The organism is Citrobacter europaeus, from assembly GCA_020099315.1.
Taxonomy (GTDB): Bacteria; Pseudomonadota; Gammaproteobacteria; order Enterobacterales; family Enterobacteriaceae; genus Citrobacter; species Citrobacter europaeus.
Map to the genome: position 1 here is coordinate 4,534,256 of CP083650.1, position 23,770 is coordinate 4,558,025.

Consider the following 23,770-nt stretch of genomic DNA (forward strand, 5'->3'; position numbering starts at 1 on the left):
TCCCTGCCATATTAACTACGCGTCCCCTGTCAGTTATGACGCGTAAGCCGGGAGTCTGTTATGAAGAAACTACGTCCATTTACAGAAGCCGACGTCACTGACGAGTCGGCTTTTTTTATGCAGCGTCGCCAGGTACTGAAAGCATTAGGGATCAGCGCTGCCGCATTGTCCTTGCCCCACTCTGCGCAGGCTGACCTTCTTAGCTGGTTTAAAGGGAACGACCGCCCGCCCGCGCCCGCAGGTAAGCCACTTGATTTCAGTAAACCCGCCGCCTGGCAAAATTCGCTTCCTTTAACGCCAGCGGATAAAGTTTCTGGCTACAACAACTTCTATGAATTCGGCCTCGATAAGGCGGATCCGGCAGCCAACGCAGGTAGCCTGAAAACCGATCCGTGGACGTTGCAAATCAGTGGCGAAGTGGCAAAACCACTCACCCTCGATCACGATGCGCTGACCGCCCGTTTCCCGCTGGAAGAACGGATTTACCGGATGCGTTGTGTGGAAGCCTGGTCAATGGTTGTGCCGTGGATTGGCTTTCCGTTATATAAACTGCTGGCACAGGTTGAACCCACCAGCAACGCAAAGTATGTCGCGTTCGAAACGCGCTACGCGCCGGATGAGATGCCAGGACAAAAGGATCGTTTTATTGGCGGCGGGCTGAAGTATCCCTATGTTGAAGGCCTGCGTCTGGACGAAGCGATGCATCCACTCACGTTGCTTACCGTGGGGGTTTATGGAAAAGCCCTCCCGCCACAAAATGGCGCGCCCATTCGTTTAATTGTGCCGTGGAAATACGGATTTAAAGGCATTAAGTCGATTGTGAGTATCAAACTCACCCGCGAACGCCCGCCGACCACCTGGAACCTGGCCGCCCCCAATGAATATGGGTTTTATGCCAACGTGAATCCGCATGTCGATCACCCCCGTTGGTCCCAGGCCACCGAGCGTTTCATTGGCGCTGGCGGTATTCTGGACGTTCAACGCCAACCCACGCTGCTGTTTAACGGTTACGCCGATGAGGTTGCATCACTGTACCGTGGTCTTAACCTGCAGGAGAATTTTTAGGTGCGTCTGACTGCGAAACACATTACCGGGCTGAAAGTTTGCCTGCATCTTGCCGGCTTTTTGCCGTTTGTCTGGCTATTTTGGGCGGTAAATAACGGCGGCCTGAGCGCCGACCCGGTCAAAGATATCCAGCACTTTACCGGTAGGACAGCTCTGAAATTCTTACTGGCGACCTTGCTGGTCTCTCCTCTCGCGCGCTACGCTAAACAGCCATTATTGATACGCACGCGTCGCCTATTAGGGCTATGGTGTTTCGCATGGGCAACGCTGCATTTAACCAGCTACGCGCTTCTGGAACTGGGTATTAATAATCTGGCGCTGTTAGGACGCGAATTAATCACACGACCTTATTTGATGCTGGGCATTGTCAGTTGGGTCATATTATTCGCCCTCACATTAACATCCACGCAGTTGGCGCAGCGAAAGCTGGGTAAAAATTGGCAGTATCTGCACAACTTCGTCTATCTTGTGGCGATCCTGGCACCCATACATTATCTGTGGTCGGTAAAAATTATCTCCCCGCAACCGATCATTTATGCCGCACTTGCTGCGGTGCTGTTAGCCTGCCGATACAAGAAGTTTCGCCAGTGGTGGCGGTAGTTTCACGATATGTGCAGTACGTTGCAAAATGCGGACGATCCGATTTTCTTTACATGTTAACGGTTGATTATCTTCCCTGATAAGACCAGTATTTAGCTGCCAATTGCTACGAAATAGTTATAATGTGCGACTTTGCTATCCCCGGTAGCGTTTTTAGAGCGCGGAAAGGGTGACATTCGCATGTTGAAGGTATATTTTGTCTTTTACCCGAAAATGGCAGAAGATAGCCGCACAATGACTAACAAGTCTGGCAATCTCACTCAATGGCAACCGCACCCAGTGCAACGCCTGAGATGCGTGGCATCTTGTCACTCACTGTTATAAAAATGCTATACAGACGGCGGTAAAACGCTTGTCACAATCTCACTAAACAAAGAGTACGGAACCCACTCATGGATATTCGTAAGATTAAAAAACTGATCGAGCTGGTTGAAGAATCAGGCATCTCCGAACTGGAAATTTCTGAAGGCGAAGAATCTGTACGCATCAGCCGTGCGGCGCCAGCTGCAAGTTTTCCAATGATGCAACAGGCTTATGCTGCACCAGTGATGCAGCAGCCAGCTCTGTCTAACGCTGTCGCACAAACTGCCTCTCCAAGTATGGAAGCTCCGGCAGCAGCGGAAATCAGTGGTCACATCGTACGCTCCCCAATGGTTGGTACGTTCTACCGCACCCCGAGCCCGGATGCGAAAGCGTTCATCGAAATCGGCCAGAAAGTGAATGCGGGCGATACCCTGTGCATCGTTGAAGCCATGAAAATGATGAACCAGATCGAAGCCGACAAATCCGGTGTCGTTAAAGCGATTCTGGTAGAAAGCGGTCAACCGGTAGAATTTGACGAGCCGCTGGTCGTCATCGAATAACGAGGCGAACATGTTGGATAAAATTGTTATCGCCAACCGTGGTGAGATTGCCCTGCGTATTCTTCGTGCCTGTAAAGAACTGGGCATCAAGACTGTCGCGGTGCACTCAAGCGCGGATCGCGATTTAAAACACGTATTGCTGGCGGATGAGACGGTTTGTATTGGCCCGGCTCAGTCCGTAAAAAGCTATCTGAACATCCCGGCTATCATTAGCGCTGCTGAAATCACCGGCGCGGTGGCAATTCACCCGGGCTATGGCTTCCTTTCTGAGAACGCCAACTTTGCTGAGCAGGTAGAGCGTTCCGGCTTTATCTTCATCGGCCCGAAAGCCGACACTATCCGCCTGATGGGCGACAAAGTGTCCGCAATCACCGCGATGAAGAAAGCTGGCGTACCGACAGTCCCTGGCTCTGACGGCCCGCTGGGCGATGACATGGACGCTAACCGCGCTCATGCTAAACGCATCGGCTACCCGGTTATCATCAAAGCCTCCGGCGGCGGCGGCGGTCGCGGTATGCGCGTCGTGCGCAGCGATGCCGAGCTGGCGCAATCCATCTCCATGACCAAAGCGGAAGCGAAAGCGGCTTTCAACAACGACATGGTCTACATGGAGAAGTACCTGGAAAACCCACGCCACATCGAAATTCAGGTGCTGGCAGACGGTCAGGGTAACGCGATTTATCTGGCAGAACGTGACTGCTCCATGCAGCGTCGTCACCAGAAAGTCGTCGAAGAAGCACCAGCGCCGGGCATTACACCGGAACTGCGTCGCTACATCGGCGAGCGTTGCGCCAAAGCATGCGTTGATATCGGCTATCGCGGGGCGGGTACTTTTGAGTTCCTGTTTGAAAACGGCGAGTTCTACTTCATTGAGATGAACACCCGTATTCAGGTTGAGCACCCGGTAACCGAAATGATCACCGGCGTTGACCTGATCAAAGAGCAACTGCGCATCGCAGCGGGACAACCGCTGTCCATCAAGCAGGATGAAGTTGTGGTAAAAGGCCATGCGGTAGAATGCCGTATCAACGCCGAAGACCCGAACACCTTCCTGCCAAGCCCGGGCAAAATCACGCGTTTCCACGCACCGGGTGGCTTTGGTGTGCGTTGGGAGTCCCATATTTACGCAGGCTACACTGTACCTCCGTACTATGACTCAATGATCGGTAAGCTGATCTGCTATGGCGAAAACCGCGACGTAGCGATCGCCCGTATGAAAAACGCATTGCAGGAACTGATCATCGACGGTATCAAAACCAACGTTGATCTGCAGATCCGCATCATGAATGACGAGCATTTCCAGCACGGTGGAACCAATATCCACTATCTGGAGAAAAAACTCGGACTTCAGGAAAAGTAAGCGTGCGTTAACCGAAAAGGCCGGAAATTCCGGCCTTTTGTTTTTCTCCCCTCCCGCACGTGCCATAAGGTACAATCCCCGCTTTCTTTATCCACAAGGGACAAAAAATGGACGCTCGTTTTGTTCAGGCCCATAAAGAGGCGCGCTGGGCGCTGTGGCTGACCCTTTTATATCTTGCCACATGGTTAGTGGCCGCTTACTTACCAGATTCCACGCTCGGCTTTACCGGCTTACCGCACTGGTTTGAAATGGCCTGTCTGCTAACGCCACTGGTTTTCATCTTACTGTGCTGGGCGATGGTGAAGTTTATCTATCGCGACATTCCGTTGGAGGATGACGATGCAGCTTGAAGTTATTTTGCCGCTGGTCGCCTACCTACTGGTGGTCTTCGGTCTTTCTGTTTACGCCATGCGTAAGAGAGTGACCGGTACTTTCCTGAATGAATATTTCCTCGGCAGCCGCTCCATGGGCGGGGTCGTGTTAGCCATGACGCTAACGGCAACCTATATTAGCGCCAGCTCTTTTATCGGTGGTCCAGGCGCCGCTTACAAATACGGGCTGGGATGGGTGCTGCTGGCGATGATCCAGTTGCCTGCGGTATGGCTCTCTTTGGGGATTCTTGGTAAGAAATTCGCCATTCTGGCGCGCCGCTATAATGCCGTTACCCTCAACGATATGCTGTTTGCGCGCTACCAGAGCCGCCTGCTGGTGTGGCTGGCGAGCCTCAGCTTACTGGTCGCGTTTGTCGGGGCGATGACCGTACAGTTTATTGGCGGTGCACGTTTGCTGGAAACCGCTGCGGGTATCCCTTACGAAACGGGTCTGCTGATTTTTGGCGTCAGTATCGCTTTATATACGGCATTCGGCGGTTTTCGCGCCAGCGTACTGAACGACACCATGCAGGGCATGGTGATGCTGATTGGTACTATCGTTTTGCTGGTCGGTGTCGTTCACGCTGCCGGAGGCCTCAGCAACGCGGTAGTAACTCTGCAAACCATCGATCCTAAACTGGTTTCGCCGCAGGGCGCTGATGACATTCTGTCACCCACTTTCATGACCTCATTCTGGGTACTGGTGTGCTTTGGCGTCATTGGCCTGCCGCACACGGCGGTACGCTGCATCTCTTATAAAGACAGTAAAGCAGTGCACCGCGGCATTATCATCGGCACCATCGTGGTGGCGATCCTGATGTTTGGTATGCATCTGGCGGGGGCGTTGGGGCGTGCGGTGATCCCTGACCTCACGGTACCGGATCTGGTTATCCCTACGCTGATGGTCAAAGTGTTGCCGCCGATAGCTGCCGGGATCTTCCTCGCGGCCCCGATGGCCGCGATCATGTCGACGATCAATGCCCAATTGCTGCAAAGTTCCGCTACGATCATTAAGGATTTGTACCTGAACCTTCGTCCGGAACAGCTGAAAAACGAAACCCGGCTGAAGCGTATGTCGGCAGTCATTACCCTGCTGCTCGGCGCATTACTGCTGCTGGCCGCCTGGAAACCGCCAGAGATGATTATCTGGCTTAACCTGCTGGCGTTTGGCGGGCTGGAAGCCGTTTTCCTGTGGCCGCTGGTGCTGGGCCTGTACTGGGAGCGGGCAAACGCGGCTGGCGCATTGAGCGCGATGATTGTCGGCGGCGTACTTTATGCCTTCCTCGCTACCTTTAACGTTCAGTACCTGGGCTTCCACCCGATTGTGCCCTCGTTACTGATAAGTTTGCTGGCTTTCCTGATTGGCAACCGTTTCGGTTCCGCCGTCCCGCAAGCCGCCATATTGACTACTGATAAATAAAGAGTTTTGCCATGCCATGGATCCAACTAAAACTGAACACGACCGGCGCCAACGCTGAAGAGCTGAGCGATGCGCTGATGGAAGCGGGCTCCGTTTCCATCACCTTCCAGGATACGCATGATACGCCGGTGTTTGAACCTCTGCCGGGCGAGACTCGCCTGTGGGGAGATACCGATGTGATCGGCTTGTTCGATGCAGAAACCGACATGAAAGAAGTGGTTGCCATCCTGGAGCAACATCCGCTGTTGGGCGAAGGTTTCGCGCATAAAATCGAACAGCTCGAAGACAAAGACTGGGAACGCGAATGGATGGATAACTTCCACCCGATGCGCTTTGGCGAACGTCTGTGGATTTGCCCGAGCTGGCGCGATGTCCCGGATGAGAATGCCGTCAACGTGATGCTGGATCCGGGTCTGGCATTTGGCACAGGTACTCACCCCACCACCTCTCTGTGCCTGCAATGGCTGGACGGTCTCGATCTCAACGGCAAAACGGTTATCGACTTTGGCTGCGGCTCCGGCATTCTTGCCATTGCGGCACTGAAACTGGGCGCAGCGAAAGCTATCGGCGTGGATATCGATCCGCAAGCGATTCAGGCCAGCCGGGATAACGCCGAGCGCAATGGCGTTTCCGAGCGTCTGGAGTTGTACCTGCCAAAAGACCAGCCAGAAGCGATGAAAGCCGACGTGGTGGTCGCTAACATTCTTGCCGGACCATTACGTGAGCTGGCGCCGCTAATCAGCGTACTGCCCGTTGAGGGCGGTTTACTGGGGCTTTCTGGTATTCTTGCCAGCCAGGCGGAAAGCGTTTGCGAAGCCTATGCCGATCTCTTTACGCTCGATCCGGTTATCGAGAAAGAAGAATGGTGCCGCATCACCGGTCAGAAAAAATAATCCCTTCTCGTTACCGTTGGTAACGCAATAATCGCTCTTTTTTTCGCAAAAGGATTTGCGGAAATGGGAGCGAGATCGCATTACAAAGTCACTATTTGCTCACAAAAACAGCTTTTTATCCTGATAAGTTGAGTCTGGCCGTAATAAAAAAAGAGAAGTTTTTGGAATTTATAAACGGATGAAAAATTAGCACAATATCGTATCCAAATGATTATTAAAGATTTTAATTTGAAACTGTGTACTTAACCAGCAATTCATTGATCCACCTCAGTGGATTGGTCAAAGTTTGGCCTTTCATCTCGTGCGAAAAATGCGTAATATACGCCGCCTTGCAGTCACAGTATGGTCATTTCTTAACTCATGCGCATCGGACAATATCAGCTCAGAAATCGCCTGATCGCAGCACCTATGGCTGGCATCACTGACAGACCATTCAGGACGCTGTGCTATGAGATGGGAGCCGGATTGACGGTATCCGAGATGATGTCTTCTAACCCGCAGGTTTGGGAAAGTGACAAGTCTCGTTTACGGATGGTGCACGTTGATGAGCCAGGAATTCGCACGGTGCAAATTGCCGGTAGCGACCCTGTTGAGATGGCCGATGCCGCACGTATTAACGTGGAAAGCGGCGCCCAGATTATTGATATCAATATGGGGTGTCCGGCTAAAAAAGTGAATCGTAAGCTCGCAGGTTCAGCCCTCTTGCAGTACCCGGACTTAGTGAAATCAATACTAACCGAGGTCGTCAATGCAGTGGACGTTCCTGTCACACTCAAGATTCGCACCGGCTGGGCTCCGGAACACCGTAACTGCGTAGAGATTGCCCAACTGGCTGAAGACTGTGGCATTCAGGCTCTGACCATTCATGGACGCACCCGCGCCTGTTTGTTCAATGGAGATGCTGAGTACGACAGTATTCGGGCAGTTAAGCAGAAAGTTTCCATTCCGATTATCGCGAATGGCGACATTACTGACCCGCATAAAGCCAGAGCTGTACTCGACTATACGGGGGCGGATGCCCTGATGATAGGACGTGCAGCTCAGGGAAGACCCTGGATCTTTCGGGAAATCCAGCATTATCTGGACACTGGGGAGCTGCTGCCCCCGCTGCCTCTGGCAGAGGTGAAGCGCTTGCTTTGTGCGCACATTCGGGAACTGCACGACTTTTACGGTCAGGCAAAAGGGTACCGAATTGCGCGTAAACACGTATCCTGGTATCTCCAGGAACACGCTCCGGATGACCAGTTTCGGCGCACATTCAACGCCATTGAAGATTCCAGCGAACAGCTGGCGGCGTTGGAGGCATACTTCGAAAATTTTGCGTAAACAGAAATAAAGAGCTGACAGAACTATGTTCGAACAACGCGTAAATTCTGACGTACTGACCGTTTCTACCGTTAACTCTCAGGACCAGGTAACTCAAAAGCCCCTGCGTGACTCGGTTAAACAGGCACTGAAGAACTATTTTGCTCAATTGAATGGTCAGGATGTTAACGATCTCTATGAGCTGGTACTGGCTGAAGTAGAACAGCCCCTGTTGGACATGGTGATGCAATACACCCGCGGTAACCAGACCCGTGCTGCCCTGATGATGGGCATCAACCGTGGTACGCTGCGTAAAAAACTGAAAAAATACGGCATGAACTGATACTAATCAGCGAAATGTTTGTTTTAAAAGGCGCTACTCGGCATGGGGAAGCGCCTTTTTTATTAACGTCACACGGGAGGCTTTGGCGATGAACGCAAGATGTGAACCTGTCTATTTTGGCGATGAGTCTAAAAAGATAATCCTGGGTGATGCACTGACCGAACTGAAAAAGCTGCCGTCTGAAAGCATCGATCTCATTTTTGCCGACCCACCTTATAACATCGGTAAAGACTTTGACGGGATGGTGGAATCCTGGGATGAAGAGGCTTTTCTGGCGTGGCTCTTTGAGTGCATTGACGAATGCCACCGCATTCTCAAACCGCACGGCACCATGTACATCATGAACAGTACGGAGAACATGCCGTACATCGACCTCAAATGCCGCCAGATCTTTACCATCAAGAGCCGTATCGTGTGGTCATACGATAGCTCCGGCGTACAGGCTAAAAAGCACTTTGGGTCGATGTATGAACCGATCCTGATGATGGTAAAAGATCAGAAAAACTACACGTTTAATCGTGATGATATTCTGGTGGAAGCTAAAACAGGCGCTCAACGCGCGCTGATAGACTACAGAAAGAACCCGCCTCAACCTTACAACCAGAAAAAAGTGCCGGGCAATGTCTGGGAGTTTCCACGCGTTCGTTATCTGATGGACGAATATGAAAATCACCCGACGCAAAAGCCCAAAGCCCTCCTTGAACGCATCATTCTGGCTTCCTCCTGCCCAGATGACAGCGTGCTGGATCCGTTTGCCGGTAGTTTCACCACCGGTGCCACCGCCGTGGAATTAGGCCGCAAGTTTGTCGGGATTGAAATCAATGCCGAGTACGTAAAAATGGGACTCAGAAGAATGAGTATTGGCTCTCATTTTTCAGAGATTGAGCTTGCAAAGGTAAAAAAGCGGAAGACAAAAAACCTGTCTAAAAAGAGTCGATTAACGGCAAAGAATGGCGATCTTTCAGCAAAGTAAAAGCATTGTAAGTCTGCTTTTCAGCCTACAGATTTCGTGTATATTCCCTGCACGCTTGGGCATGAATACACAGGGCTTGGTAATGATTCGCAAGTATTGGTGGCTGGTTGTTTTTGCGGTCTTCGTTTTTCTTTTTGATGCACTGCTCATTCAGTGGATAGAGCTGATGACAACGGAGCACGACAAGTGCCGGAATATGAATTCAGTGAACCCTCTTAAGTTAGTCAACTGCGTCGATCTCGAATAGCACGACGGGAAACACTTCGACAGCCGTCAGGCCCTGGCGGCCAACTCTACCCAGGCTGATTTTCACTCTGCATTAATTGCATTACGCAGCCATCCGGGCTTAACATTTTTAATACGTTATCAACTAATACTGGCGCTTGCCCATACAAATCATAACTCACTGGATTCATTAACCAGTTTTTTATTATTCCGCTAAAGCTACCGTGCAAAATAATGATGATGACATCTAAATCCAGACTGGTGGCAATCAGATTTTCATCCACGCACTTCTGCAGAGCGTCGCGAATGCTTTGATGACTGAGGCCTATTTTATCGCGAATAGCCTGCTCTGATATCATATCATTATGGAATTCACATTTATGATATAAAATCTGCATTAATGCCTGCTGGCGAGGATTCTGTGCAATATATTGTAATCCCACCACAAACTTTTCACGCAGTCGCTGTAAAGGATTATCCCCCCAACGTCCAATAAGCTGGTCCTGAATAAGATCGCGCAATGGAGGTTGTTGTAACCATAGCTCATTAAACAGTTGCGTCTTGTTTTCGAAATGCCAATACAGCGCCCCCCGCGTCACGCTGGCGGCATCCGCAATGTCGTTTAACGTCGTATTGCTAACGCCGCGCGCGGCAAACTGCACAATCGCTGTATCTATCAGGTGCTGTCGCGTTTTGAGAGCATCAGCTTTCGTTTTTCTGGCCATGGTTTCGACTGTCTGGGGTAGAGTAGAGAATGATTAACTTTCTTATCTAATATTTGCTATACGGAACAAATGTATCACTTAGCATTTATTTAAACGAGGTCTAAACGCATTAATTGCAGACATTACACACGAATAAACAAAACAAATAACAACCATCAATATATTCACCAATTCAATATCTATTTCAACATGTGTTTATGCGCATCATAGTATTGCTATTAACGCCATAATGAAACGGCAGTAGATTAATCTTTTTTTGTTTTTACGTGCCGTGTATTGCGCTTATAAATAAGTATTGCTTACATCGCAAGCTAATAATTTGTAGGATAGCCAACTATTATTTTTTCTTGTGCGCGTTATCGCCTCTGCGTTACCCGGTTAATAACGAGCGTTCGGTTTTTTAAGGAATAGAAATGACGAAAAATGCCAGGTTTTCACTCCTGCCCTCATTCATCATCATCTCCGCAGCATTACTCGCCGGTTGTAACGATCAGGGAGAAACACAAGCTCATCCCGCAGAGCCGCAGGTGACTGTTCATGTCGTCGAAAAGGCGCCTTTAGCTGTGACGACTGAATTACCTGGACGCACAACGGCATTTCGTATTGCTGAGGTCCGTCCTCAGGTCAGCGGGATTGTTCTTAAACGGAATTTTACCGAGGGGAGCGATGTTGAAGCCGGTCAGTCGCTTTATCAGATCGATCCCGCGACTTACCAGGCGGACTATGACAGCGCCAAAGGCGAACTGGCAAAGAGTGAAGCGGCTGCCGCTATCGCGCATTTAACGGTAAAACGCTATGTCCCGCTGGTTGGCACCAAGTACATCAGCCAGCAAGAGTACGATCAGGCGATTGCTGATGCCCGCCAGGCCGATGCCTCCGTAATCGCGGCAAAAGCGGCGGTCGAAAGCGCACGTATCAACCTGGCTTACACCAAAGTGACATCGCCCATTAGCGGACGTATCGGTAAATCTAACGTCACCGAAGGCGCATTAGTCACGAATGGTCAGGCAACTGAGCTTGCTACCGTGCAACAGCTTGATCCTATTTACGTCGACGTAACACAGTCCAGTAATGACTTTATGCGCCTCAAGCAATCCGTTGAGCAAGGAAGCCTGCATAAAGACAGCGCCAGCAGTACCGTCGAACTGGTGATGGAAAATGGTCAATCGTACCCGCTGAAAGGCTCATTGCAATTTTCTGACGTGACGGTTGATGAAAGCACCGGATCCATCACCCTCAGGGCCGTATTCCCTAACCCGCAGCACACGCTGCTGCCGGGCATGTTTGTGCGCGCGCGCATTGATGAAGGCGTCCAGCCGAATGCCATTCTCGTTCCGCAACAGGGTGTGACGCGCACGCCTCGCGGCGATGCCACCGTGATGGTCGTTAACGACAAGAGTCAGGTTGAGTCTCGCGCAGTCGTCGCCGCACAAGCCATTGGCGACAAGTGGCTCATCAGCGAAGGTCTGCAACCAGGTGACAAAGTTATCGTGAGCGGCTTACAAAAAGCACGCCCTGGCGTTCAGGTTAAAGCAACTGCCGATACCGAAACCCCTGCCACGAAAGCCCAATAAGGTAACCGGACATGGCTAACTTTTTTATCAGGCGTCCTATCTTTGCCTGGGTGCTGGCTATCATTCTGATGATGGCGGGCACTCTGGCAATCATGCAACTGCCTGTGGCGCAATACCCGACTATCGCCCCCCCTGCGGTCGCCATTTCCGCCACCTACCCAGGTGCGGATGCGCAGACGGTACAGGACACCGTTACGCAGGTTATCGAACAGAACATGAACGGTATCGATAACCTGATGTATATGTCCTCCACCAGCGATTCCGCGGGGAGCGTGACCATCACGCTGACCTTCCAGTCTGGTACCGACCCCGATATCGCGCAGGTGCAGGTACAAAACAAACTACAGCTCGCCACGCCACTCCTGCCGCAAGAAGTTCAGCAGCAGGGGATTAGCGTCGAGAAATCCAGCAGCAGTTTTTTAATGGTTGCGGGTTTTGTTTCTGATAACCCACAAACCACGCAGGATGACATTTCCGACTACGTCGCCTCGAACGTGAAAGACTCGATCAGCCGTCTTAATGGCGTAGGTGACGTGCAGTTGTTTGGTGCGCAGTACGCCATGCGCATCTGGCTGGATGCAAACTTGTTGAATAAGTACCAGCTCACGCCGGTTGACGTGATCAACCAGTTGAAGGTACAGAACGATCAGATTGCCGCAGGTCAATTAGGGGGTACGCCCGCATTACCAAATCAGCAGCTTAACGCCTCTATCATTGCGCAAACGCGACTGAAAGACCCTGAAGAGTTCGGCAAAGTGACTTTACGTGTGAACAGCGATGGTTCAGTTGTTCACCTGAAGGACGTTGCACGGATCGAATTGGGTGGTGAGAACTACAACGTCGTGGCGCGTATTAACGGTAAGCCTGCTTCCGGCCTCGGTATTAAGCTGGCAACCGGGGCAAACGCGCTGGATACCGCTAACGCCATCAAAGCTAAGCTGGTTGAGCTGCAGCCGTTCTTCCCTCAGGGAATGAAGGTGGTCTATCCGTACGACACGACGCCGTTTGTAACCATCTCGATTCATGAAGTGGTAAAAACGCTGTTTGAGGCGATCGTACTGGTGTTCCTGGTCATGTATTTGTTCCTGCAAAACATCCGGGCGACGCTCATTCCAACCATCGCTGTCCCCGTCGTATTGTTGGGCACATTCGCCGTACTTGCCGCGTTTGGCTATTCGATAAATACCCTGACGATGTTCGGGATGGTGCTCGCCATCGGTCTATTGGTCGATGATGCGATAGTGGTGGTGGAGAACGTGGAACGCGTGATGATGGAAGATCATCTGCCGCCTAAAGAGGCGACGGAAAAGTCCATGTCACAAATTCAGGGGGCGCTGGTCGGTATCGCCATGGTGCTGTCTGCGGTCTTTATCCCCATGGCCTTTTTTGGCGGCTCAACCGGGGCTATCTATCGGCAGTTCTCCATTACCATCGTTTCCGCCATGGCGCTTTCTGTACTGGTCGCGCTGATCCTGACTCCTGCACTTTGTGCAACGCTGTTGAAGCCGGTATCGGCTGAGCATCACGAGAAAAAAAGCGGTTTCTTTGGCTGGTTTAATGCCAAATTCGATCACAGCGTTAATCACTATACCAATAGCGTCAGCGGTATTGTGCGTAAAACCGGGCGTTACCTTGTCGTCTATCTGATCATCGTGATCGGAATGGCGGTTCTGTTTATGCGCCTGCCGACCTCCTTCCTGCCAGAGGAGGATCAGGGTGTGTTTATGACAATGATTCAACTTCCGGCAGGAGCGACGCAAGAGCGCACCCAGAAAGTACTGGATCAGGTTACTCAGTACTACCTGACCAAGGAGAAAGCTAACGTCGAAAGCGTCTTCACGGTTAACGGTTTTAGCTTCAGCGGTCAGGGGCAAAACTCAGGTCTGGCATTCGTTAGCCTCAAGCCCTGGGACGAACGTAGCGGTGAGGAAAATAGTGTTGAAGCGGTCATTGCACGCGCTACACGCGCGTTCAGCCAGATCCGCGATGGGTTAGTCTTCCCCTTCAATATGCCCGCTATTGTTGAACTGGGTACCGCAACCGGCTTCGATTTTGAACTGATCGATCAGGGCGGTCTGGGGCATACGGCGTTGACGCAAGCGCGTAACCAGCTGCTGGGGATGGTGGCTAAACACCCCGATCTGTTGGTTCGCGTTCGTCCTAACGGACTTGAAGATACTCCGCAGTTTAAGCTGGATGTTGATCAGGAGAAAGCACAGGCACTGGGGGTATCGCTGTCGGATATCAACGAAACTATCTCCGCATCACTGGGCGGCTATTACATTAACGACTTTATTGACCGTGGCCGCGTGAAGAAAGTTTACGTCCAGGGGGATGCAAAATACCGCATGCTGCCAGCGGACATCAATAATCTGTATATCCGCAGCACCAATGGCGAAATGGTTCCGTTTTCTGCGTTCAGTGCATCACATTGGATTTATGGTTCACCGCGCCTGGAACGTTACAACGGTATGCCATCCATGGAAATACTGGGCGAAGCGGCACCAGGGCGAAGCACTGGTGAAGCAATGGCGCTGATGGAAAGCCTGGCGGAAAAACTGCCAAACGGTATTGGTCATGACTGGACGGGTATGTCCTATCAGGAACGACTGTCGGGTAACCAGGCGCCAGCGCTGTATGCCATCTCGCTAATTGTCGTTTTCCTTTGCCTTGCAGCACTGTATGAGAGCTGGTCGATCCCCTTCTCGGTCATGCTGGTTGTGCCGCTCGGCGTGGTTGGCGCGCTGTTAGCAGCGTCGCTGCGTGGGATGAATAACGACGTCTACTTCCAGGTGGGCCTGTTAACCACTATTGGCCTCTCGGCTAAGAACGCCATCCTGATTGTCGAATTTGCCAAAGACCTGATGGATAAAGAAGGCAAGGGCTTGATTGAAGCTACTCTGGAAGCGTCACGCATGCGTCTTCGTCCAATCCTGATGACATCTCTGGCGTTTATTCTGGGGGTTATGCCTCTGGTTATCAGCCACGGTGCCGGGAGTGGTGCGCAAAATGCGGTCGGAACAGGCGTAATGGGAGGCATGCTGACCGCGACACTGTTGGCAATCTTCTTCGTCCCCGTCTTCTTCGTTGTCGTCAGACGGCGTTTTAGTCGGCACAACGATTAATTTGTAAAATAAAGGCGTCTTCGGACGCCTTTTTCACCGATGATGCCCCTCTTTATTTATTAATAAGATAGCTATTTATTTGTTTTTAACCTCTCCTGAAAACCCGCCCGCCACCTTTCTTTTTATCCATTATTTTTACAATCCACATGAATTGAGATTATTCCTCATGTCAGTCTTTTTTTAAGAGGTGGTAAAATAATCCCCGAGTTCGCAGATGGCTTAGCGTTTGTCTTTGCTCGATTAGCGAAACGCTTATATTTGAGGTAACACCATGAAAAGATTAATATCCGTTGCATTGCTTACCGCATTGCTGGCCGGCTGTGCACACGATTCTCCTTGCGTACCTGTATACGACGATCAGGGACGCCTGGTTCATACCAATACCTGTATGAAAGGCACCACTCAGGATAACTGGGAAACAGCCGGTGCCATCGCCGGTGGCGCAGCAGCCGTTGCCGGGCTGACGCTTGGGATAGTTGCCCTGACCAAATAAATCTTCATAAAAGCGCGGTGGGTACCGCGCTTTTTGCAATAAGAATTAAATCTTCATATAAGACAAAACGTTGGTATATAGCACTCAACGTATAATAAAATTATTATAGATTCCCCTCACATATCCACGATTTGAAATTAGCATTTTTTCGGTTCTTCGTAACACCGTGTTTTCTTTTCATTATTCTCACGCCATCAATATTAACGTACGAAATCGTTATCACGCGTTCGGTTTGAATTTTAAATTTTTTGCGCCGAAATGTGGCTTACGTTTCAATTTTGCACCACTTCAGGGCGCTGCATTTATTTATTCCTGTCTACACTCTGCATATTGCGTCGAATAATCGTGCGCAAAAAACCTGGCACTACCTTTGCTTAAAAGAGTATGGCCATCGCCACAGACAGGTAAAAGACGTTTTAAGAACGTTTCCATAACAATAATTCCTCCACACAGGATGCTCTATGAAAAAGATGATAATAGCCAGCCTGGCTGCGGCCGGCGTGCTGCTTGCGGTTACAAATCAGGCTCATGCCGGCGCAACACTTGATGCCGTAAAGAAAAAAGGTTTTGTGCAGTGTGGGATCAGTGACGGGTTGCCTGGCTTTTCTTACGCCGATGCAAGCGGTAAGTTTTCAGGTATTGATGTCGACGTATGTCGCGGCGTTGCCTCCGCCGTATTTGGCGATGATAGCAAAGTAAAATATACCCCGCTTACCGCTAAGGAACGCTTCACCGCGTTACAATCTGGTGAAGTCGACATGCTCTCTCGTAATACCACATGGACCTCTTCTCGTGATGCCGGTATGGGTATGTCTTTCACGGGCGTGACGTATTACGACGGCATTGGTTTTCTTACCCACAATAAAGCAGGTCTGAAGAGCGCTAAAGAGCTGGATGGCGCAACGGTTTGTATTCAGGCAGGAACAGATACCGAACTGAACGTGGCTGACTACTTTAAAGCCAACAACATGAAGTACACCCCCGTCACTTTTGACCGCTCGGATGAATCCGCTAAAGCTCTGGAATCTGGACGCTGCGACACGCTGGCTTCCGACCAGTCTCAGCTGTACGCCCTGCGAATCAAGCTGAGTAATCCGGCTGAGTGGATTGTCCTGCCAGAAGTTATCTCTAAAGAACCACTGGGACCTGTCGTGCGTCGTGGGGACGATGAGTGGTTCTCCATTGTTCGCTGGACGCTGTTCGCCATGTTGAATGCGGAAGAAATGGGTGTTAACTCGAAAAACGTTGATGAAAAAGCGGCTAATCCTGCAACGCCGGATATGGCACACCTGTTAGGTAAAGAAGGGGATTATGGCAAGGATCTGAAGCTTGATAACAAATGGGCTTACAACATTATCAAGCAGGTTGGTAACTACTCGGAGATCTTTGAACGTAACGTTGGATCGGAAAGCCCACTGAAGATCAAACGTGGACAGAACAACCTCTGGAATAACGGCGGCATTCAGTATGCGCCACCGGTGCGCTAATGCGTAGTGATGTAACGGGCGCCGCAACTGCGGCGCTCAGCCCAGAGTCATAGTTACTGAGGTTTTCTTATGTTCCATCGCCGCTCAACCGTAAAAGGATCGTTATCCTTTTCTAACCCTGCGGTCCGCGCCTGGTTATTTCAAATACTCGCCGTCATTGCGGTTATCAGCATTGCGGTGTATCTCATTCATAACACGATAAATAACCTGAACAATAGCGGTATTACCTCGGGATTTTCTTTTCTCGATCGCAGCGCCGGATTTGGTATTGTCCAGCATCTGATTGATTACGAGCAAGGCGATACGTATGGCCGTGTCTTTATCGTTGGCCTGCTCAATACACTATTAGTTTCAGCACTGTGCATTGTTTTCGCATCAATTCTCGGTTTCTTTCTCGGACTGGCACGCCTGTCAGATAACTGGTTATTGCGAAAGCTCTCAACGATCTACATCGAAACGTTCCGCAATATACCGCCGCTGCTGCAGATCTTCTTCTGGTATTTCGCCGTATTACGTAACCTGCCAGGCCCACGTCAGGCCGTTAACGCGCTGGATTTGATGTTCCTGAGCAACCGGGGGCTCTATATTCCGGCACCGCAAATGGGAGAAGGTTTTTTTGCCTTTTGCGCCGCTGTCATTATCGCTATCGTCATCACCATCGGGTTATTTCGCTACAACAGAATGCACCAGACCAAAACCGGTCAACTACGCCGGACCTGGCCTACGGCTCTGGCACTGATCGTACTTTTACCGTTGATTGCACAGTGGATGTTTGGTGCTGCGCTTCACTGGGATATCCCCGCGCTTCGCGGTTTTAATTTCCGTGGCGGTATGGTGCTTATACCTGAACTAGCGGCTCTGACGCTGGCGCTTTCAGTGTATACCTCAGCGTTTATTGCAGAAATTATTCGGGCGGGAATTCAGGCTGTTCCATATGGCCAACATGAAGCCGCACGCTCGCTGGGTCTGCCAAATCCAGTGACGCTGCGTCAGGTGATCATCCCGCAGGCGCTGCGCGTCATCATTCCTCCATTAACCAGCCAGTATCTGAATATCGTCAAAAACTCCTCACTTGCGGCCGCCATTGGCTACCCGGATATGGTTTCACTTTTTGCCGGCACGGTACTTAATCAAACAGGGCAAGCCATTGAAACTATCGCCATCACGATGTCGGTGTACTTGATCATCAGCCTGAGCATTTCTTTATTGATGAATATTTATAACCGCCGTATTGCACTGATTGAGCGCTAAGGAGCCATGATGACAAAAGCACTGCTGTCTCACCCCTCGCGCCAGAGCAGTAACCCGGCAAGTCGCAGTCTACTCTGGATGCGTAAAAACCTGTTCTCCAGTTGGTCAAACAGCCTGCTCACACTGCTGTGCGTCTGGCTGATTTGGTCATTTCTTCCGCCATTGTTGAACTGGGTATTCTTTCAGGCCAACTGGGTCGGTTCAACCCGAGCAGACTGCACCAAAGCCGGAGCCTGCTGGGTGTTCATTCATGAACGCTTTGGGCAATTCATGTATGGACTTTATCCCCACGATCAGCGCTGGCGCGTAAATCTGGCCCTGATAATTGGTTTGCTGTCTATCGTTCCCATGTTCTTGAAAACAATCCCGCATCGTGGCCGCTATATCGCCGTCTGGGCCGTCGTTTATCCAGTGGTGGTTTGGTGGTTGATGTACGGTGGTTTTTTCGGGCTGGAGCGCGTAGAAACCCGGCAGTGGGGTGGATTAACACTGACGCTTATCATCGCATCCGTGGGGATTGCGGGCGCGCTTCCGTGGGGCATTTTACTGGCGCTGGGACGTCGTTCTCATATGCCAGTCGTGCGGATTTTATCCGTCATTTTTATTGAGTTCTGGCGCGGTGTGCCGTTGATTACCGTTCTGTTTATGTCTTCGGTCATGCTTCCTCTGTTTATGTCCGAAGGGACCAGTATCGACAAACTTATCCGAGCGCTGGTCGGCGTTATTCTTTTCCAGTCAGCCTATGTCGCAGAAGTGGTTCGCGGAGGGTTACAGGCCCTACCTAAAGGTCAGTATGAAGCCGCTGAATCACTGGCATTAGGATACTGGAAAACGCAAGGGCTGGTCATTCTCCCGCAAGCCCTCAAGCTGGTTATCCCGGGTCTGGTTAACACGATTATCGCCTTATTCAAGGATACCAGTCTGGTCATCATCATCGGCTTATTTGATCTCTTCAGTAGCGTGCAGCAGGCCACTGTGGACCCCGCGTGGTTGGGTATGTCGACGGAAGGATATGTTTTCGCCGCACTGATTTACTGGATCTTCTGTTTCAGCATGTCGCGTTATAGCCAACATCTGGAAAAACGTTTTAACACCGGGCGTACACCGCACTGAGGAATTTATGAGTCAATTATTAATGCAATCTACTGACGCGATGATCACGCTGGAAAACGTCAACAAATGGTACGGACAGTTTCATGTCCTGAAAAACATCAACCTGAAGGTAAAACAGGGCGAGCGCATCGTATTGTGCGGTCCTTCCGGTTCGGGTAAATCAACAACTATTCGCTGTATCAACCATCTGGAAGAGCATCAGCAAGGACGTATTGTGGTGGATGGGATAGAACTCAATGAAGACATCCGCAATATTGAGCGCGTCAGACAGGAAGTTGGCATGGTCTTTCAGCACTTTAATCTCTTTCCTCATTTGACGGTCCTGCAAAATTGCACGCTGGCGCCAATCTGGGTGCAAAAGATGCCGAAAAAAGAGGCTGAGGTACTGGCAATGCACTACCTTGAGCGAGTTCGCATTGCGGAACATGCGCATAAATATCCCGGGCAAATCTCTGGTGGACAGCAACAGCGTGTAGCCATTGCGCGCTCGCTGTGCATGAAACCCAAAATCATGTTGTTTGATGAGCCCACATCAGCGTTAGATCCTGAAATGGTAAAAGAAGTGCTGGATACCATGATAGGTCTGGCGCAATCAGGCATGACCATGTTGTGTGTTACTCATGAGATGGGCTTTGCCCGCACAGTGGCCGACCGGGTGATCTTTATGGATCTTGGCGAGATTGTGGAACAGGCACCACCGGATGAGTTTTTTGCTCACCCCAAATCCGAACGCACCCGCGCGTTTTTATCGCAGGTTATTCATTAAAGCCACACGCCGGATACAGTTCCGGCTTTTTCCCACGTATAAACGTGAAAAGGCCATCCTGACGGATGGCCTTTTCACTTATTTGATGTCTGGCAGTTTATGGCGGGCGTCCTGCCCGCCACCCTCCGGGCCGTTGCTGCGCAACGTTCAAATCCGCTCCCGGCGGATTTGTCCTACTCAGGAGAGCGCTCACCGACAGACCACAGATAAAACAAAAGGCCCAGTCTTTCGACTGAGCCTTTCGCTTTTATTTGATGTCTGGCAGTTCCCTACTCTCGCATGGGGAGACCCCACACTACCATCGGCGCTACGGCGTTTCACTTCTGAGTTCGGCATGGGGTCAGGTGGGACCACCGCGCTACAGCCGCCAGACAAATTCTTTTCTAAGTGCCGAACTTTAACCGAAAAACTGGTGCTGATACCCAGAGTCGAACTGGGGACCTCACCCTTACCAAGGGTGCGCTCTACCAACTGAGCCATATCAGCACACTAAATTTGATGCCTGGCAGTTCCCTACTCTCGCATGGGGAGACCCCACACTACCATCGGCGCTACGGCGTTTCACTTCTGAGTTCGGCATGGGGTCAGGTGGGACCACCGCGCTACAGCCGCCAGGCAAATTCTTTGTGCTCTGTCCTGTGTCTTTTGGGCTGATACTGCGTTGGCTGCACTTGCGAACGTCAGTCACATACCGGTGTATGCTCCTTCCGTCGCTTCACTTGCCGCCTTGTCTCAGCGCAAAATCCTTCGGACTTACTAATCTGTTATCAAGCTGAATATTGTGTCTGTCTTCGCCAAAACATCTTCGGCGTTGTAAGGTTAAGCCTCACGGTTCATTAGTATCGGTTAGCTCAATGTATCGCTACACTTACACACCCGACCTATCAACGTCATAGTCTTTAACGTTCCTTCAGGAGACTTAAAGTCTCAGGGAGAACTCATCTCGGGGCAAGTTTCGTGCTTAGATGCTTTCAGCACTTATCTCTTCCGCATTTAGCTACCGGGCAATGCCATTGGCATGACAACCCGAACACCAGTGATGCGTCCACTCCGGTCCTCTCGTACTAGGAGCAGCCCCCCTCAATTCTCCAGCGCCCACGGCAGATAGGGACCGAACTGTCTCACGACGTTCTAAACCCAGCTCGCGTACCACTTTAAATGGCGAACAGCCATACCCTTGGGACCTACTTCAGCCCCAGGATGTGATGAGCCGACATCGAGGTGCCAAACACCGCCGTCGATATGAACTCTTGGGCGGTATCAGCCTGTTATCCCCGGAGTACCTTTTATCCGTTGAGCGATGGCCCTTCCATTCAGAACCACCGGATCACTAAGACCTGCTTTCGCACCTGCTCGAGCCGTCACTCTCGCAGTCAAGCTAGCTTATGCCTTTGCACTAACCTCCTGATGTCCGACCAGGATTAGCTAACCTTCGTGCTCCTCCGTTACTCTTTAGGAGGAGACCGCCCCAGTCAAACTACCCACCAGACACTGTCCGCAACCCGGATTACGGGTCTACGTTAGAACACCAGCCATTAAAGGGTGGTATTTCAAGGTTGGCTCCACGCAGACTGGCGTCCACGCTTCAAAGCCTCCCACCTATCCTACACATCAAGGACCAGTGTTCAGTGTCAAGCTATAGTAAAGGTTCACGGGGTCTTTCCGTCTTGCCGCGGGTACACTGCATCTTCACAGCGAGTTCAATTTCACTGAGTCTCGGGTGGAGACAGCCTGGCCATCATTACGCCATTCGTGCAGGTCGGAACTTACCCGACAAGGAATTTCGCTACCTTAGGACCGTTATAGTTACGGCCGCCGTTTACCGGGGCTTCGATCAAGAGCTTCTCCTTACGGATAACCCCATCAATTAACCTTCCGGCACCGGGCAGGCGTCACACCGTATACGTCCACTTTCGTGTTTGCACAGTGCTGTGTTTTTAATAAACAGTTGCAGCCAGCTGGTATCTTCGACTGATTTCAGCTCCATGGGTAAACCACTTCACCTACATATCAGCGTGCCTTCTCCCGAAGTTACGGCACCATTTTGCCTAGTTCCTTCACCCGAGTTCTCTCAAGCGCCTTGGTATTCTCTACCTGACCACCTGTGTCGGTTTGGGGTACGATTTCGTGTTACCTGATGCTTAGAGGCTTTTCCTGGAAGCAGGGCATTTGTTACTTCAGCACCGTAGTGCCTCGTCATCACACCTCAGCGTTAATAAGGTACCGGATTTACCTGGAACCTCCGCCTACATGCTTAAACCGGGACAACCGTCGCCCGGCTAACATAGCCTTCTCCGTCCCCCCTTCGCAGTAACACCAAGTACAGGAATATTAACCTGTTTCCCATCGACTACGCCTTTCGGCCTCGCCTTAGGGGTCGACTCACCCTGCCCCGATTAACGTTGGACAGGAACCCTTGGTCTTCCGGCGTGCGGGTTTTTCACCCGCATTATCGTTACTTATGTCAGCATTCGCACTTCTGATACCTCCAGCATGCCTCACAGCACACCTTCAACGGCTTACAGAACGCTCCCCTACCCAACAACACATAGTGTCGCTGCCGCAGCTTCGGTGCATGGTTTAGCCCCGTTACATCTTCCGCGCAGGCCGACTCGACCAGTGAGCTATTACGCTTTCTTTAAATGATGGCTGCTTCTAAGCCAACATCCTGGCTGTCTGTGCCTTCCCACATCGTTTCCCACTTAACCATGACTTTGGGACCTTAGCTGGCGGTCTGGGTTGTTTCCCTCTTCACGACGGACGTTAGCACCCGCCGTGTGTCTCCCGTGATAACATTCTTCGGTATTCGCAGTTTGCATCGGGTTGGTAAGTCGGGATGACCCCCTAGCCGAAACAGTGCTCTACCCCCGAAGATGAATTCACGAGGCGCTACCTAAATAGCTTTCGGGGAGAACCAGCTATCTCCCGGTTTGATTGGCCTTTCACCCCCAGCCACAAGTCATCCGCTAATTTTTCAACATTAGTCGGTTCGGTCCTCCAGTTAGTGTTACCCAACCTTCAACCTGCCCATGGCTAGATCACCGGGTTTCGGGTCTATACCCTGCAACTTAACGCCCAGTTAAGACTCGGTTTCCCTTCGGCTCCCCTATACGGTTAACCTTGCTACAGAATATAAGTCGCTGACCCATTATACAAAAGGTACGCAGTCACCCCATAAAGAGGCTCCCACTGCTTGTACGTACACGGTTTCAGGTTCTTTTTCACTCCCCTCGCCGGGGTTCTTTTCGCCTTTCCCTCACGGTACTGGTTCACTATCGGTCAGTCAGGAGTATTTAGCCTTGGAGGATGGTCCCCCCATATTCAGACAGGATACCACGTGTCCCGCCCTACTCTTCGAGTTCACAACATATGCACTTTTGTGTACGGGGCTATCACCCTGTATCGCCGGACTTTCCAGACCGTTCCACTAACACACATGCTGATTCAGACTCTGGGCTGCTCCCCGTTCGCTCGCCGCTACTGGGGGAATCTCGGTTGATTTCTTTTCCTCGGGGTACTTAGATGTTTCAGTTCCCCCGGTTCGCTTCATTACGCTATGTATTCACGTAATGATAGTGTGACGGATCACACTGGGTTTCCCCATTCGGAAATCGCCGGTTATAACGGTTCATATCACCTTACCGACGCTTATCGCAGATTAGCACGTCCTTCATCGCCTCTGACTGCCAGGGCATCCACCGTGTACGCTTAGTCGCTTAACCTCACAACCCGAAGATGTTTCTTTCGATTCATCATCGTGCTGCAAAAATTTGAGAGACTCGAACACACCGCTTTTCATTTCTTATTACGGAGAAATG

General features: G+C 51.0%; 19 protein-coding genes, 1 tRNA gene and 3 rRNA genes. 18 read left to right on the forward strand and 5 right to left on the reverse strand.

All coding sequences use genetic code 11. The annotated features are described in order from the left end of the window. Positions 1-60: 60 nt before the first annotated feature. The 11 genes from msrP (at position 61) to LA337_21220 (ending at position 9,440) form a co-directional block, all read left to right on the forward strand. A complete protein-coding gene (gene msrP, locus LA337_21170) occupies positions 61-1,065 on the forward strand; it encodes a protein-methionine-sulfoxide reductase catalytic subunit MsrP (GenBank protein ID UBI15638.1) in 1,005 nt (334 codons plus the stop codon). Further along, positions 1,066-1,665 (forward strand): protein-methionine-sulfoxide reductase heme-binding subunit MsrQ, encoded by a 600-nt coding sequence (gene msrQ / locus LA337_21175; protein UBI15639.1) that lies wholly within the window; start codon positions 1,066-1,068, stop codon positions 1,663-1,665. Between the two features lie 392 nt (positions 1,666-2,057). Next, the gene (accB, locus tag LA337_21180; protein ID UBI15640.1) at positions 2,058-2,528 is read left to right on the forward strand and encodes an acetyl-CoA carboxylase biotin carboxyl carrier protein; all 471 of its coding nucleotides are present in this window, start codon (positions 2,058-2,060) and stop codon (positions 2,526-2,528) included. Positions 2,529-2,538: 10 nt separating this feature from the next. Beyond that, a complete protein-coding gene (gene accC, locus LA337_21185) occupies positions 2,539-3,888 on the forward strand; it encodes an acetyl-CoA carboxylase biotin carboxylase subunit (protein ID UBI15641.1) in 1,350 nt (449 codons plus the stop codon). Between the two features lie 107 nt (positions 3,889-3,995). Then, entirely contained in the window at positions 3,996-4,238 is a 243-nt protein-coding gene (locus LA337_21190; protein UBI15642.1) for a YhdT family protein, read from the forward strand. Next, the gene (panF, locus tag LA337_21195) at positions 4,228-5,679 is read left to right on the forward strand and encodes a sodium/pantothenate symporter (protein UBI15643.1); all 1,452 of its coding nucleotides are present in this window, start codon (positions 4,228-4,230) and stop codon (positions 5,677-5,679) included. The genes LA337_21190 and panF overlap by 11 nt, the downstream gene beginning before the upstream one ends. Positions 5,680-5,690: 11 nt before the next feature. Further along, positions 5,691-6,572 carry a 50S ribosomal protein L11 methyltransferase gene (gene prmA / locus LA337_21200; GenBank protein UBI15644.1) on the forward strand — a complete coding sequence of 294 codons (882 nt, stop codon included), beginning with the start codon at positions 5,691-5,693 and terminating at the stop codon, positions 6,570-6,572. 360 nt (positions 6,573-6,932) lie between these two features. After that, positions 6,933-7,898 carry a tRNA dihydrouridine synthase DusB gene (gene dusB, locus LA337_21205; protein UBI15645.1) on the forward strand — a complete coding sequence of 322 codons (966 nt, stop codon included), beginning with the start codon at positions 6,933-6,935 and terminating at the stop codon, positions 7,896-7,898. 25 nt (positions 7,899-7,923) lie between these two features. Continuing rightward, positions 7,924-8,220: a DNA-binding transcriptional regulator Fis gene (fis, locus tag LA337_21210; GenBank protein UBI15646.1), complete on the forward strand. Its 297-nt coding sequence runs from the start codon at positions 7,924-7,926 to the stop codon at positions 8,218-8,220. Between the two features lie 88 nt (positions 8,221-8,308). Next, positions 8,309-9,193 carry an adenine-specific DNA-methyltransferase gene (yhdJ, locus tag LA337_21215; protein ID UBI15647.1) on the forward strand — a complete coding sequence of 295 codons (885 nt, stop codon included), beginning with the start codon at positions 8,309-8,311 and terminating at the stop codon, positions 9,191-9,193. 82 nt (positions 9,194-9,275) lie between these two features. Then, positions 9,276-9,440, forward strand: coding sequence for a DUF2556 family protein (locus LA337_21220; GenBank protein UBI15648.1), 165 nt, complete (start codon positions 9,276-9,278; stop codon positions 9,438-9,440). Positions 9,441-9,486: 46 nt separating this feature from the next. Here LA337_21220 and envR read toward each other — a convergent pair whose 3' ends face one another. Next, positions 9,487-10,143 (reverse strand): acrEF/envCD operon transcriptional regulator, encoded by a 657-nt coding sequence (gene envR, locus LA337_21225; protein UBI15649.1) that lies wholly within the window; start codon positions 10,141-10,143, stop codon positions 9,487-9,489. A 413-nt stretch (positions 10,144-10,556) separates the two neighbouring features. On the opposite strand from envR, the gene LA337_21230 reads away from it, so the two are divergent. The 7 genes from LA337_21230 (at position 10,557) to LA337_21260 (ending at position 19,952) form a co-directional block, all read left to right on the forward strand. Next, positions 10,557-11,717 (forward strand): efflux RND transporter periplasmic adaptor subunit, encoded by a 1,161-nt coding sequence (locus LA337_21230; protein UBI15650.1) that lies wholly within the window; start codon positions 10,557-10,559, stop codon positions 11,715-11,717. Between the two features lie 11 nt (positions 11,718-11,728). Beyond that, the gene (locus tag LA337_21235; GenBank protein UBI15651.1) at positions 11,729-14,842 is read left to right on the forward strand and encodes an efflux RND transporter permease subunit; all 3,114 of its coding nucleotides are present in this window, start codon (positions 11,729-11,731) and stop codon (positions 14,840-14,842) included. A gap of 271 nt (positions 14,843-15,113) precedes the next feature. Then, positions 15,114-15,335: a lipoprotein gene (locus LA337_21240; protein UBI15652.1), complete on the forward strand. Its 222-nt coding sequence runs from the start codon at positions 15,114-15,116 to the stop codon at positions 15,333-15,335. A gap of 461 nt (positions 15,336-15,796) precedes the next feature. Beyond that, positions 15,797-16,822, forward strand: coding sequence for an amino acid ABC transporter substrate-binding protein (locus LA337_21245; protein UBI15653.1), 1,026 nt, complete (start codon positions 15,797-15,799; stop codon positions 16,820-16,822). Between the two features lie 69 nt (positions 16,823-16,891). After that, positions 16,892-18,073, forward strand: coding sequence for an amino acid ABC transporter permease (locus LA337_21250; protein ID UBI15654.1), 1,182 nt, complete (start codon positions 16,892-16,894; stop codon positions 18,071-18,073). 9 nt (positions 18,074-18,082) lie between these two features. Further along, positions 18,083-19,186 (forward strand): amino acid ABC transporter permease, encoded by a 1,104-nt coding sequence (locus tag LA337_21255; GenBank protein ID UBI18531.1) that lies wholly within the window; start codon positions 18,083-18,085, stop codon positions 19,184-19,186. A gap of 7 nt (positions 19,187-19,193) precedes the next feature. Further along, a complete protein-coding gene (locus tag LA337_21260) occupies positions 19,194-19,952 on the forward strand; it encodes an amino acid ABC transporter ATP-binding protein (protein ID UBI15655.1) in 759 nt (252 codons plus the stop codon). Positions 19,953-20,208: 256 nt separating this feature from the next. Here LA337_21260 and rrf (LA337_21265) read toward each other — a convergent pair. From rrf (LA337_21265) to LA337_21280, 4 genes are all read right to left on the reverse strand, one after another. Beyond that, positions 20,209-20,324, reverse strand: a 5S ribosomal RNA gene (gene rrf, locus LA337_21265). A gap of 38 nt (positions 20,325-20,362) precedes the next feature. Next, positions 20,363-20,438 (reverse strand) — tRNA-Thr (locus tag LA337_21270). Between the two features lie 14 nt (positions 20,439-20,452). Further along, positions 20,453-20,568, reverse strand: a 5S ribosomal RNA gene (rrf, locus tag LA337_21275). A 199-nt stretch (positions 20,569-20,767) separates the two neighbouring features. Next, positions 20,768-23,674, reverse strand: a 23S ribosomal RNA gene (locus tag LA337_21280). Between the last annotated feature and the right edge of the window lie 96 nt (positions 23,675-23,770).